Genomic DNA, 12,901 nt, shown 5'->3' on the forward strand with positions numbered 1-12,901 from the left:
AATGGATAAGTTTACAGTTTATAGTGGAACAACTGTTCCTCTTATGAATGATAATATCGATACAGACCAGATTTTACCCAAGCAATTCTTAAAATTAATTGATAAAAAAGGATTTGGCAAGTATCTCATGTATGCTTGGCGTTACCTTGATCATAACTACACAGAAAATCCTGAGTTTATATTTAATCAGGAAGCCTATCGTCAGGCTACTATTTTGATTACAGGGGATAATTTTGGTGCAGGATCTTCACGTGAACATGCTGCATGGGCACTTGCTGATTATGGATTTAAAGTTGTGATTGCGGGCTCGTTTGGTGATATTCATTACAATAATGAACTAAATAATGGCATGCTACCAATCGTCCAACCTAGAGAGGTTAGGGAACAATTAGCCGAATTATCTCCAAGTGATGTTATAACTGTTGATCTTGAGCGACAAAAAATTATCACTCCAATTGGTGATTTTGACTTTGATATAGCGCCAGATTGGAAACACAAGCTGCTTAATGGCTTGGATGACATAGGAGTTACTCTTCAATATGAAGAGTTGATTGCTGAATATGAAAAAAACAGACCAACATATTGGCAGTAGTCCGTAAAGAGATTTGGAGTAATCCAATCTCTTTTTCTTTTTCCAGCTTTTTGGGTTTTATGCTATAATAATTCTATGCATAAACAAGAAAAAATCTCAAACTATCAACTATTGCTAGCTCAGCTAGATGCTCTCTTAGAAGGGGAAAGAAACGCACTGGCTAATCTATCCAATGCTTCAGCCTTGCTCAACCAAGCACTTTCCAACTCTGTATTTACAGGATTTTATTTGTATGATGGTCAGGAATTGCTACTGGGGCCTTTTCAAGGTGGCGTTTCCTGTGTCCATATTGCTTTAGGAAAAGGTGTCTGCGGTGAGTCAGCAGCCAAGCGTCAGACTATTGTCGTAGAGGATGTTCGTCTACATGATAATTATATATCCTGCGATGCGGCAGCCTTATCGGAAATCGTGGTACCCATGATAAAGAATGGTCAGCTACTGGGCGTTCTGGACTTGGACTCTCGCTTGGTAGCAGATTACGACGCGATAGACCAAGAATACCTTGAGAAATTTGTCGCTCTTCTAGTCGAAAAAACAGACTGGAACTTTGCTATGTTTGGAGAAAAACGCTAATGTATCAAGCTTTGTATCGGAAATATCGCAGCCAGACTTTTGGAGAGATGGTGGGGCAAGAAGTGGTTGCAACCACACTAAAGCAGGCTATTGAGCAGGATAAAATCAGCCATGCCTACCTTTTTTCAGGTCCGCGAGGAACAGGGAAAACATCAGCAGCTAAGATTTTTGCAAAAGCCATGAACTGTCCTAATCAAGAAAATGGCGAACCGTGTAATGATTGCTACCTCTGTCAAGCTATTACGGATGGTAGTTTAGAGGATGTTATCGAAATTGACGCTGCTTCTAACAATGGTGTTGATGAGATTCGGGAGATTCGGGATAAATCAACTTATGCCCCAAGCCTTGCTACCTATAAGGTGTATATCATCGACGAGGTCCATATGTTGTCAACAGGGGCATTTAATGCCCTCTTGAAAACCTTGGAAGAGCCGACTGAGAATGTGGTCTTTATTCTTGCAACCACCGAGTTACACAAGATTCCAGCTACCATTTTATCCCGTGTCCAGCGGTTTGAGTTCAAATCCATTAAGGTACTGGACATCCAGCGACACTTGGTGACGATTTTGGACAAGGAAGGGATTGCCTATGACGAGCAGGCTCTGACTATTATTGCCAGAAGGGCTGAAGGTGGGATGCGAGATGCTCTGTCTATCTTGGATCAAGCCCTTAGTCTGAGTCCCAACCAAACCGTGACCTTGGAGATAGCAGAAGAAATTACAGGCTCTATCAGCCTGCGTGCTCTAGATGATTATGTAACCAGTGTCCGTCAGGAAGATACCAGTGCTGCTTTGGCTAGTCTTGGAACTATTTTTGACAATGGTAAGAGTATGACTCGGTTTGCAACTGATTTACTCCATTACCTCCGCGACCTCTTGATTGTTCAAACTGGAGGGGAAAATACCCACACCAGCTCGGCTTTCACTGACAATCTGACTCTGGATAAACAGCGGATTTTTGTCATGATTGACCAAGTGACCAAGTCTCTGACTGATATCAAATCCAGTCCTCAGCCTAAGATTTACGCTGAGATGATGACTATTTCCTTGACAGAAGAAGGGAAGGTTTCGGGGGCAATAGCAGAGCTACCAGCTGATTTAGTAGAGCAAATCCAGTCTCTCCAGAAAGAAGTAGCTAGTTTGAAACAGGAAATCGTACAATTATCTAGTCAACCACAGACAGTGAAACCTGTTTCCCGCAAGCCCCAAACTGCTAAAAAATACCGTGTGGATATCAATAAGGTTCATGCTATTTTACAAGAAGCTATGGAAAATCCAATTTTAGCTCGTGAAAATCTAACTCGCCTGCAAAATGCCTGGGGAGAGATTCTTGAAAGTTTAGCAGGAGCAGACAAGGCTCTCTTGGCAGGCTCTCAGCCAGTTGCAGCCAATGAAAATCATGCTATCCTAGCCTTTGAATCTTCTTTTAATGCCGAGCAAACCATGAAACGAGAAAATCTCAATACCATGTTTGGCAACATTCTTAGCAAAGCTGCAGGTTTCTCACCGCAGATTTTAGCGATTGCAATGGAAGATTGGCAAGCTATCCGAGCGGAATTTTCTGCCCAAGCTAAAGGCAGAAAAGCAGAACAAGCACCTGCTAAGGAAGAAAGTCCGGTTCCAGAAGAATTTAGCTTCCTGACGGAACAAGTAGAAATCAGAAATGATTAAAAAGGTCCAGTGGACCTTTTTAACCCTCGCCAAGAAATGAGAGAGCGAGGCAGGTCCCTTTTTGATGTAAACTTCATTTGCTCTATCTCCTACCTTCAACAGTCTCCCAGACTGTTGAAGCCCTCTCCTAGAATCTCTAACTGAATCAAAGGTATTAGAGCCCTCTTCTGAAAATAGCAAAATAGGTGCAGCGTACTGCCCAAAATATCCGTCTTAGGTCTGATGTCTTCTATTCGAGAGTGAGGTATACTATATTCAATCCTAAATATTTTTCATAATCTCCTTAGAAAACCACAGGAAGCACCTGTGGTTTTCTGCTTTTATCCGTCTGTGGACTGAAATTGTTTTCAAGTTAACAAAAAGTCAGCTCTAAGGCTGATTTTTTGTTATACTAGGAATATGCAAATTCCACAGTTTTTATTTTTGGCTTTTACAACAGCCTTGGCAACCTATTTTATGAATAGTTCTCTCCTATCAGGAGATTTCCTTTTTGCTGGGATTTATGGTTTCTTTGTGTATCGGAACCTGCGGTTTAGCTACCGCATCACTAAATTTTTGCAACTAGTTGAAAAATCTACCAAGCGGAAAGGCTGATTTCTCCACAGGAGAGTGTTTTTGCGGAGCCGTTATCCAGCTCAATCACTAATTTACCTGTGTCGGTCACTGCAACAACAGTACCCCTGTATTCAATCTGATTTTCAACAAAGGTCACTTGTCTGCCAACGACAAGTGATTTTTCTTTATAGAGGGCTAGTAGTTCCTGTTCATTTGTTTCAAAAAAAGCCTGCCAGATAGCTGTAATTAGCTGGTTGCGAGTAATTGTGGGTTGGTCATCAAAGAGGTTACCAGCAGTTTGACGAAGCTCTTTTGGAAAGTCGTCGATATGGACATTGATACCAATTCCAATAACAACGTCAGTGACTGTCTGGGTTTCCATAGAAGAGATAGCTTCAGTTAGGATGCCGGCAACCTTTTTCTGTCCCAAATAAATATCATTGACCCACTTAATCTGTACATCCAAGTCAGTCAGTTGGTTAATCGCCTTAACAACGGCAGCGGCAGCCATGATGGTGTAGGGCTTAAATTCCAAAAAGGATTCGTTTGGGGAGAGGCGGAGAGACATATAGATGCCACCTGAACGAGAGGCGTAAAAGGGTCTGCCAAATCGCCCCTTGGCCTTGTTTTGATGAGGAGCAAGATAGAGGGCAGGGCTAGTATGCCCCACCTCGATTCCATTTTTAGCATCTAGTTGGGTGGAGTCGCTATCAGCTTTCAGATGAACAGGAAGTTGGATTTCTTGTGAAATCAACTCAGGTAGGAGCAAATCTCCCTCTGCTAATTTATAGCCACGATTACGGGCAGCTTCAATGGTCAGCCCATGTGCTTCCAACTGCCGAATGGCCTTCCAGACGGAAGTACGTGAAATGCCTAGCTCTTGTGCCAATTCTTCTCCACTGATATAATCTTGCCTCTTCTCAAGGAGCAAGTAAATTTTTTGGTAAGTTCTCATATCTCCATTATAGCAAAAAAATGGGACAAAACGTGATATAATAGACTGAGAACCTATGTTCATTCCATATAAAGTTAGTTTTTTGATATTCATTGTTAGCTTTCTTCAAAATATAGTCAATATTCCATCCAAAAACTACTTTGATTAGCAAAAAAAGCTATTTTTATATAAAAGCGATTTAGTTGTGAATACAGGTTCTGAGAAATAGGAGGTGCGTATGCAAACACTTGATTATATTGTTAAACTAACCAACACCCCTTCGCCAACAGGCTTCACAACAGCCATTATGGATTATATCAAGGCAGAAGTAGAAGCTTTTGGCTATAAGGCAAGCAAGACTGCCAAGGGTGGTGTTTTGGTGACTGTTTTGGGAGAAAATGATCAGCAACATCGTATGGTCACTGCTCATCTGGATACTTTGGGTGCCATGGTGCGAGCAATCAAGCCAGATGGTAGACTCAAAATGGATCTAGTGGGAGGATTTGGCTACCCTTCTATTGAGGGAGAAAATTGTGTCATCCATTGTGCTAAGAACGGAAAAACTTTTGCAGGTACCATTCTTATGCACCAAACCTCCGTACATGTTTATCGTGATGCTAATACAGCTGAGCGTAACCAGACTAATATGGAAATTCGTTTGGACGAAAAAGTGACCAGTGCAGACCAGACGCGGGCCTTGGGCATTGAAGTTGGCGATTTCATTTCCTTTGAACCACGTACAGTTGTGACGGAAACAGGCTTTATCAAGAGTCGTCATCTAGATGACAAGGTTTCAGCCGCGATTTTAATTCATTTGCTGAAAGTGTACAAGGAGGAGGGAGTGACCTTGCCTTATACGACACATTTCTACTTCTCAAACAATGAGGAGATTGGTTACGGTGCTAACTCTAGTATTCCGAGTCAGGTGGTGGAATATCTAGCAGTAGATATGGGTGCTATGGGAGATGATCAGCAGACTGACGAATACACGGTTTCCATCTGTGTCAAGGATGGTTCAGGTCCCTATCACTACGAGTTCCGTCAGCACTTGGTTGCCTTGGCAGAAAAAGAAGGGATTCCCTACAAATTAGATATCTATCCTTACTATGGATCGGATGCTTCTGCAGCTATGCGGGCAGGTGCGGATGTCAAGCATGCTCTACTCGGTGCAGGAATTGAATCCAGCCATTCTTACGAACGTACTCATTTGGATTCAGTCGAAGCAACGGAGCGAATGGTAGATGTGTATCTCAAGTCGACATTAGTGAATTAGATATAAAAATAACAGATTTATGTGATAGTAGAAGCTCTCCCTATAAGGTTAATATTCAGTAGAACCAATCCTCTCTAAGTGAATAGGTTACTGAAAAAGTCGAATAAGAGAATAATACGATTGAAAAAATGAATGAGGACACTCAGTCTTTGAAACTAAGTGTCCTCATTCATTTTTTAGTCGATATCAAAATAGATTATCTATTATATTTTTGACAGCATTAACTTTTTTAGGGGGCGTTGCTGAATAAATTCCTAGAAATTGATATTAGAAAAATTCCCCTTTTGTGCGACGTTCTTCTAAAACGGCGTCGTAAAAGTGTACTTGAGCGGCATAATAGTATGGACGGACATAAACACCTGCTATACCTAAGCTGATACCTTCAAGGATAAACCAACCTAGGAATGAGAAATCGAGAACAAAACGTCGGAATTTATATCCTTTCATGATACGACGACTTTCCTTAATATTGGCGTAAGCAGAAGTATACTGACCATTTTCAAGTCGTTCAAATAAGATAATCTCCGTCATAGAGTAGGCATATTGTTGAGGTAGATAGATAGCGATTCCAATGATTGTTATTAAGAAACCGATGAAAATCGATACAATTGCACCGGTATAAAAATCTTGTGTAGGAAATTGGTATTGACCGTAGAAAGTCATTGCAGAAAAGACAATGGTTACCACAAGCGATGTAATCAAAATAGTCAGTCCGATAAAAGAAATCAGTGACCAGACAAAGAGCAGTAGATTTTTAATAAAGACTGTTGAAAAGATTTTTCCGAAGTTTGGATTGCTAAAGATAGCGATAGAATCTTTGAAAGTTGCTTGTTCTTTGTTTTGGCGTACAATCTGATAGATGGTTGCTTGAACAGAAAGATATAAGAAATAAACCAGAATAGAAACAAAGAAAGAGAAGAGATATAGCGAAAAAAGTGGCTGATAAAGTGCAAATAATTCGCTAGAAGTAAGAGTGTACGAATAATCAAAATTATAAAGCATAGAGCTTTGCATATTCATACTGAATACTTGGACAAATATTTGGAAACAAATCACGACAACAATCGGCAATATTGCTAAAAGATAAATACCGGGTGTTTTGTTAATGGTTTCACGTGCCTGAGCACGAATAGAACTTGATGTAAACATATAAATAACCTCCTACAATTATTTTAGCACAATTACAGATGACAAGCTAGGCTTTTTTTGATAGACTGGAAATGCTTACTATGAACAGCAAAAAAAATTCCTAGGACTGTATTTCCTAGCGGGAGGTAATCATGTCAGATGTTCCAATCAAGTATCGCTTGATTAAGAAAGAAAAGCACACAGGTGCTCGTTTAGGGGAGATTATCACACCTCACGGGACCTTCCCAACCCCTATGTTTATGCCAGTAGGGACCCAGGCAACGGTTAAGACCATGTCGCCAGAAGAGTTGAAAGAAATGGGATCAGGCATTATTCTATCGAATACCTATCATCTTTGGCTTCGACCAGGTGATGAATTGGTGGCGCGTGCAGGTGGTCTGCACAAGTTTATGAATTGGGATCAACCAATTTTGACTGACTCAGGTGGTTTCCAAGTTTATTCCTTAGCGGATAGCCGAAATATCTCAGAAGAAGGGGTAACTTTCAAAAACCACCTCAATGGTAGCAAGATGTTTTTGTCACCTGAGAAAGCAATCTCCATTCAGAATAATCTAGGCTCTGATATCATGATGAGTTTTGATGAATGCCCACAATTTTATCAACCGTACGACTATGTGAAAAAATCGATTGAGCGGACTAGTCGTTGGGCAGAACGTGGACTTAAAGCTCACCGTCGTCCACATGATCAAGGTTTATTCGGTATCGTACAAGGAGCTGGTTTTGAAGATCTCCGCCGTCAATCTGCTCATGACTTGGTTAGCATGGATTTCCCAGGTTATTCTATAGGTGGTTTAGCGGTTGGTGAAACGCATGATGAAATGAATGCCGTGCTGGACTTCACAACACCACTTTTACCAGAGAACAAGCCGCGCTACCTGATGGGGGTTGGTGCACCAGATAGTCTGATTGACGGTGTTATTCGAGGGGTTGATATGTTTGACTGTGTCTTGCCGACCCGTATTGCCCGCAATGGAACTTGTATGACCAGTCAAGGCCGACTTGTGGTGAAAAATGCCCAGTTTGCTGAAGATTTTACACCACTGGATCACGACTGTGATTGCTATACTTGTAAGAACTATAGCCGTGCCTACATTCGTCACTTGCTTAAGGCAGATGAAACCTTTGGTATCCGCTTGACCAGCTACCATAATCTCTACTTCCTAGTCAATCTCATGAAGAAAGTCCGTCAGGCCATCATGGATGATAATTTATTAGAATTCCGTCAAGACTTTATGGAAAAATATGGTTATGGCAAAAATGGAAGGAATTTCTAAATAAAACAAACCTCCTACAAATATGTAGGAGGTTTGTTTTTTATACATCAAAATACAAGAGTTCTTTCGGTGTCTTGGTAAAGACTTCAAAGCCATTTTTGGTCACATAGCCACAGTCCTCGATACGAACACCAACCTTACCAGGAATATAGATTCCTGGCTCAACAGAGAAGCACATCCCTTCCTCGATGACCAAATCATTTCCTTCCATAATAGACGGAAACTCATGGACACTCATGCCGAGACCGTGTCCCAGACGATGATTGAAGTATTCGCCATAGCCTGCCTTCTCAATCACAGATCGAGCAGCATAGTCAATTTCTCCAGCTGTTACACCGGGTTTGATCATGTTGACCGCAGCCATGTGGGCCTCAAGGGTCAGGTTATAAATATCCTTTTTGAACTGATCTGGTTTACCGACAGCGACTGTCCGCGTCATATCAGAAGTGTAACCCAAGGTTTCGACGCCTAGGTCGAACAAAAGCAAAGCATCATTTTCAATACGGTTTGTTCCCGGAATACCGTGAGGGTTTGCGGCATTGTTGCCTGTCAAGACCATAGTATCGAAGCTCATTTTGGAAATGCCTTGCTTTTTCATTTCAAATTCGATTTTAGCAATAATATCTGTTTCTGTTGCTTGAAGCGAAATATTATCAAAACCGACTTTCATAGCTTTGTCTGCAAATTCCCCAGCAACTAACATCTTCTCAATCTCATCGCGAGATTTAATCAATTTCATCGTATTAATGAGAGGAGTTATATCCGAAAATGGTTGGTTGAAGATGGATTGTAAACCATGATAACGTGTCAGATTAAGATTATCGAATTCAGCACCGATTGCTGAGAATGTTTTTTGAGGCAAATTATTCTTGATAATCTGCCATGGATTTTCAGAATCCATATAGCCTACAACAGGGAAATTAACGGTAGCAACAGCCCTTTCTTTATCTAGGGCTGGAAGAAAGAGTAGTGAGTCATAATCAGGCATGACAAAAAGCATCATGTGCCTCTCGTGTGGGTCGCTCAGGTAACCAGTTAAATAATAGATACTGATGGGATCTGAGAAAATAGCTAAATCCAACTGTTTCGACTCTAGGTAAGATTTAATATGATGTAATTTTGACATGGTGCCCCTTTCTTCAGACAAAAATATGAAATTTTCGTTTATTATATAGACTATTGTTTCAAAAAATCAAAAAATTTGCAAGTCTTAGCGAAAAAGTGATGTTTTTTCCTTGAAAGTGGTTTCAAAAAGTGCTACACTATATGAGAGTGAAAGCGTAGTTTTCAAGAATATAGAAAACAGAAAGGAAGTAAAAGAGATGATGAATACTGACGATACGGTAACGATTTATGACGTTGCCCGTGAAGCAGGCGTATCTATGGCAACTGTTTCACGCGTTGTCAATGGCAACAAAAATGTAAAGGAAAATACACGAAAAAAAGTCCTCGAAGTAATCGATCGTTTGGACTATCGTCCTAATGCAGTAGCGCGTGGGTTGGCAAGCAAAAAAACGACGACAGTGGGTGTAGTCATTCCAAATATTGCTAATGCTTATTACGCAACCTTGGCTAAAGGTATCGACGATATTGCTGATATGTATAAATATAATATCGTTCTTGCTAATAGTGATGAAAATGATGAAAAAGAGATTAATGTGGTGAACACTCTCTTTTCTAAACAAGTTGACGGCATTATTTTCATGGGTTATCATTTGACTGATAAAATTCGGGCAGAGTTTTCACGATCTCGCACACCGATTGTTCTAGCTGGTACTGTTGACTTGGAACGCCAGTTACCAAGTGTTAATATTGACTATGCTGCGGCAACTGCGGATGCGATAACTCTTTTAGCTGACAATGGAAATAAAAAAATTGCTTTTGTATCAGGGCCACTTGTGGATGATATAAATGGTAAAGTGCGTTTATCTGGTTACAAGGAGGGCTTGAAAGCTAAGGGGCTTACATTCAATGAAGGCTTGGTTTTTGAGTCTAAGTACAAGTATGAGGAAGGGTATGCATTGGCAGAACGTATTCTTAATGCTGGTGCAACAGCTGCATATGTGGCCGAAGATGAGATTGCAGCAGGACTTTTGAATGGAATTTCAGATCGTGGTATCAAGGTACCAGAAGAGTTTGAAATTGTGACAAGTGACGATTCTCTAGTAACTAAGTTTACACGACCAAATCTAACTTCTATCAATCAGCCACTTTATGATATTGGTGCTATTGCCATGCGGATGCTGACTAAAATTATGCATAAGGAAGAGTTGGAAAACAAAGAGGTGGTCCTTAATCACGGAATTAAGAAACGGAAATCGACAAAATAATTTTTACGAAACTTAGTCTGAAAAGGCTAGGTTTTTTTATAGGACTATGAAAAGTGTAATAAGAGAATCTTAAATCAATGCAGTATATTTAGTAGAAAATAATGGAGAAGTATCTAGAAAGATCTAACAATATTTTTGTTTTGTTGGTAACAGGATAAATTAAATTTCTTTCGATTGAATTGGTTAGTTTAGGGGTGCTAATCACTGTGATTTTTCTAAATATTAAGCATGTGGTGTTGAGAATCATTGTTACCATGTGAGTGTTGGAGTAGCTAAAGTAGAAGTAAGTTTTTTTAAGGATTAACATGAAGATATTTTTTATTAAGTAGGTGAATAACCTACTTTTTTTGCACTGATATTCGTAGCGGCAAGCCCCAAATCTTCCAGTTACATTTCCGACAATCTGGTCTATCTGTGATATAATAGAAACGATATTGCTAGAATGAGGTTTGAAAGTGGTGAAGAAAAAGAAAGAACAATATGAGCATTTAGATAGCTTTATCCCGCGGAGGCTAATGATTCTATTTGCCATTGTCATTTTGTTATTTACAGTATTGGTTGCACGTCTTGCTTACATGCAGATTGTTAATCAGTCTTTCTATGAAGAGAAACTGTCTACTGCTAGCCAAAAGGTAGTAACAAGGGGATCGGTTCGGGGACAAATATACGATGCGAAAGGAGTTGCTCTTGTCGAAAATGATGTAGAGCAAGTGGTAGCATTCACCCGTTCGAATCAGATTACTGCTTTAGAAATTAAGGAAATTGCTAATAAACTCTTGCAGTGGGTGACGATGCCAGAAGTGAATGTCACACTTAGAGAGAAGGCAGACTATTATCTTGCTGATCCGGAAGTCTATGCAGAGGTTGTCAATGGTCTTCCCGACGAACAGCGTTACAATGATGAAGGTAATACTTTGGAGGAATCTGAGATTTATGCTAATGCAGTCGCCAGTCTCACGGAGGAACAATTAGCGTACTCAGAACAAGAACTACTGGCTGTTGATTTATTTTCACAGATGAATGCGGCTACCTATTTTGAAACGGTAAATTTGGTGACGGAACCATTAACTGTAGAGCAGGTAGCATTGATTGTTGCTAATGAGAAAGATCTGTCTGGTATTTCGACAACAAATAATTGGGAACGACGAATTGTAGATACTTCCTTAGCTTCTATTATTGGAACTGTGACGAGCCAGCAGGCGGGATTACCGCAGGAAGATGCAAAAGAATATCTAGCCAAAGGTTATGCAATGAATGACCGAGTTGGAACTGCTTACTTGGAAAAGCAGTATGAGGAAGTACTCCAAGGTCAGCATGAAAAGAAAGAAATTAACCTAGATCGCAACGGCAATGTGGAGAGTATTGTCACACTTCAAGAAGGAAGTAAAGGAAACAATATCAAATTAACCATTGATTTGGCCTTCCAGGATGGTGTGAATGCAATCTTAAAAAAACACTTCGATGCAGAACTAGCTTCGGGTAGTGCGCGCTATTCTCAAGGGATTTATGCAGTCGCACTTGAACCCAAGACAGGAGCAGTCCTTGCGATGGCAGGGTATAGTCATGATACAACGACCAATGAGACAGTAGAAAATGCTTTGGGCACCATTACAAATGTTTTTGTTCCGGGTTCCATCGTTAAGGCGGGAACAATCACTGCTGGTTGGGAATCTGGGGTCATCTCAGGCAACCAAATTTTAACAGACCAGCCTATTCAATTCGCTGGCTCACAACCAATTCGCTCGTGGTTTACTGCCTATGGTAATAGGCAGATTAGTGCTGTGGAAGCGTTGCAATATTCTTCCAACACCTATATGGTACAGATTGCACTCAGCATGATGGGGCAGCCTTATTATTCAGGGATGGCTCTAGCGGAGAATGATCAGACAACAGTTGCTATGGAACAGTTGCGAGCAACATTTGGAGAATATGGATTGGGAACAGCAACAGGGATTGATCTCCCTTCAGAATCTACAGGTTTTATTCCTCAAGACTATTCCGTTTCGAATGTTATTACGAACTCATTTGGTCAGTTTGACAACTATACTCCCATGCAGATGGCCCAATATGTTGCAACTATTGCCAATGGTGGAACTCGTGTTTCCCCACATTTAGTTCAAGGAATTTATGGGAACGATAGCAACGGTAATTTAGGAGAGTTAATTGAAACAGTATCTGGTAAAGAGATGAATCAGGTCAATATCTCTGCTGATGAGATAGCCCTGTTGCAACAAGGCTTCTATAATGTCGTCAACGGAACAGATGGTTATACGACCGGTACAGCAATTGCAACAGGTGCAGCAGTTTCAATCAGTGCTAAAACTGGTACAGCCGAGACATTTGTGACGACTGAGACGGGAGAAGTATTGGATGCAGTCAATACCAATATTGTCGCATATGCTCCAAGCTCCAATCCCCAGATTGCAGTAGCCATTGTCTTACCGAATTTGACAGACCTCAATTCTTCGACAAGTACGGCTATCACAACTGAAATCATCAACCTCTATAACTCCCTCTATCCTATGAATTAGGAAGGAAGAAAAGGAAATCT

Annotated in this window: 11 protein-coding genes; 8 read left to right on the forward strand and 3 right to left on the reverse strand. The window is 40.6% G+C overall.

Annotated elements, in window-relative coordinates:
* Nucleotide 1 precedes the first annotated feature (1 nt).
* The 4 genes from leuD to AC4CS8_RS03135 all read left to right on the forward strand — a co-directional run bounded on the left by leuD (nucleotide 2) and on the right by AC4CS8_RS03135 (nucleotide 3,429).
* Entirely contained in the window at nucleotides 2-592 is a 591-nt protein-coding gene (leuD, locus tag AC4CS8_RS03120) for a 3-isopropylmalate dehydratase small subunit (RefSeq protein WP_493893499.1), read from the forward strand.
* Between the two features lie 75 nt (nucleotides 593-667).
* Nucleotides 668-1,165, forward strand: coding sequence for a GAF domain-containing protein (locus AC4CS8_RS03125; protein WP_493893500.1), 498 nt, complete (start codon nucleotides 668-670; stop codon nucleotides 1,163-1,165).
* Nucleotides 1,165-2,835 carry a DNA polymerase III subunit gamma/tau gene (gene dnaX, locus AC4CS8_RS03130; protein WP_493893501.1) on the forward strand — a complete coding sequence of 557 codons (1,671 nt, stop codon included), beginning with the start codon at nucleotides 1,165-1,167 and terminating at the stop codon, nucleotides 2,833-2,835. Before AC4CS8_RS03125 ends, dnaX begins: the two co-directional genes overlap by 1 nt.
* A 399-nt stretch (nucleotides 2,836-3,234) precedes the next feature.
* Nucleotides 3,235-3,429 (forward strand): DUF3272 family protein, encoded by a 195-nt coding sequence (locus AC4CS8_RS03135; RefSeq protein ID WP_493893502.1) that lies wholly within the window; start codon nucleotides 3,235-3,237, stop codon nucleotides 3,427-3,429.
* On the opposite strand, the gene birA is transcribed toward AC4CS8_RS03135, so the two are convergent.
* On the reverse strand, nucleotides 3,410-4,345 hold the full coding sequence (birA, locus tag AC4CS8_RS03140) for a bifunctional biotin--[acetyl-CoA-carboxylase] ligase/biotin operon repressor BirA (protein WP_493893503.1): 936 nt from the start codon (nucleotides 4,343-4,345) through the stop codon (nucleotides 3,410-3,412). The genes AC4CS8_RS03135 and birA overlap by 20 nt on opposite strands.
* Before the next feature lie 217 nt (nucleotides 4,346-4,562).
* Between birA and AC4CS8_RS03145 the strand changes: the two genes are divergently transcribed.
* A complete protein-coding gene (locus AC4CS8_RS03145; protein WP_493893504.1) occupies nucleotides 4,563-5,597 on the forward strand; it encodes a M42 family metallopeptidase in 1,035 nt (344 codons plus the stop codon).
* Nucleotides 5,598-5,864: 267 nt separating this feature from the next.
* Here AC4CS8_RS03145 and AC4CS8_RS03150 read toward each other — a convergent pair whose 3' ends face one another.
* On the reverse strand, nucleotides 5,865-6,746 hold the full coding sequence (locus AC4CS8_RS03150) for a DUF975 family protein (protein WP_493893505.1): 882 nt from the start codon (nucleotides 6,744-6,746) through the stop codon (nucleotides 5,865-5,867).
* Nucleotides 6,747-6,877: 131 nt separating this feature from the next.
* Here AC4CS8_RS03150 and tgt point away from each other — a divergent pair, with 131 nt between their 5' ends.
* The gene (tgt, locus tag AC4CS8_RS03155; protein ID WP_493893506.1) at nucleotides 6,878-8,020 is read left to right on the forward strand and encodes a tRNA guanosine(34) transglycosylase Tgt; all 1,143 of its coding nucleotides are present in this window, start codon (nucleotides 6,878-6,880) and stop codon (nucleotides 8,018-8,020) included.
* A 40-nt stretch (nucleotides 8,021-8,060) separates the two neighbouring features.
* On the opposite strand, the gene AC4CS8_RS03160 is transcribed toward tgt, so the two are convergent.
* Nucleotides 8,061-9,146 carry a M24 family metallopeptidase gene (locus tag AC4CS8_RS03160; RefSeq protein WP_493893507.1) on the reverse strand — a complete coding sequence of 362 codons (1,086 nt, stop codon included), beginning with the start codon at nucleotides 9,144-9,146 and terminating at the stop codon, nucleotides 8,061-8,063.
* 199 nt (nucleotides 9,147-9,345) lie between these two features.
* Between AC4CS8_RS03160 and ccpA the strand changes: the two genes are divergently transcribed.
* Nucleotides 9,346-10,350, forward strand: a complete 1,005-nt coding sequence (gene ccpA, locus AC4CS8_RS03165) for a catabolite control protein A (protein ID WP_493893866.1) — start codon at nucleotides 9,346-9,348, stop codon at nucleotides 10,348-10,350.
* 455 nt (nucleotides 10,351-10,805) lie between these two features.
* The gene (pbp2b, locus tag AC4CS8_RS03170; protein WP_493893508.1) at nucleotides 10,806-12,881 is read left to right on the forward strand and encodes a penicillin-binding protein PBP2B; all 2,076 of its coding nucleotides are present in this window, start codon (nucleotides 10,806-10,808) and stop codon (nucleotides 12,879-12,881) included.
* Nucleotides 12,882-12,901 lie beyond the last annotated feature (20 nt).

Source organism: Streptococcus sp. NSSLK0004, from assembly GCF_059039125.1.

Coding starts and splice junctions, on each gene's coding strand:
- leuD (WP_493893499.1), top strand. CDS start 2: ATGGATAAGTTTACAGTTTATAGTGGAACAACTGTTCCTCTTATGAAT.
- AC4CS8_RS03125 (WP_493893500.1), top strand. CDS start 668: ATGCATAAACAAGAAAAAATCTCAAACTATCAACTATTGCTAGCTCAG.
- dnaX (WP_493893501.1), top strand. CDS start 1,165: ATGTATCAAGCTTTGTATCGGAAATATCGCAGCCAGACTTTTGGAGAG.
- AC4CS8_RS03135 (WP_493893502.1), top strand. CDS start 3,235: ATGCAAATTCCACAGTTTTTATTTTTGGCTTTTACAACAGCCTTGGCA.
- birA (WP_493893503.1), bottom strand. CDS start 4,345: ATGAGAACTTACCAAAAAATTTACTTGCTCCTTGAGAAGAGGCAAGAT.
- AC4CS8_RS03145 (WP_493893504.1), top strand. CDS start 4,563: ATGCAAACACTTGATTATATTGTTAAACTAACCAACACCCCTTCGCCA.
- AC4CS8_RS03150 (WP_493893505.1), bottom strand. CDS start 6,746: ATGTTTACATCAAGTTCTATTCGTGCTCAGGCACGTGAAACCATTAAC.
- tgt (WP_493893506.1), top strand. CDS start 6,878: ATGTCAGATGTTCCAATCAAGTATCGCTTGATTAAGAAAGAAAAGCAC.
- AC4CS8_RS03160 (WP_493893507.1), bottom strand. CDS start 9,146: ATGTCAAAATTACATCATATTAAATCTTACCTAGAGTCGAAACAGTTG.
- ccpA (WP_493893866.1), top strand. CDS start 9,346: ATGAATACTGACGATACGGTAACGATTTATGACGTTGCCCGTGAAGCA.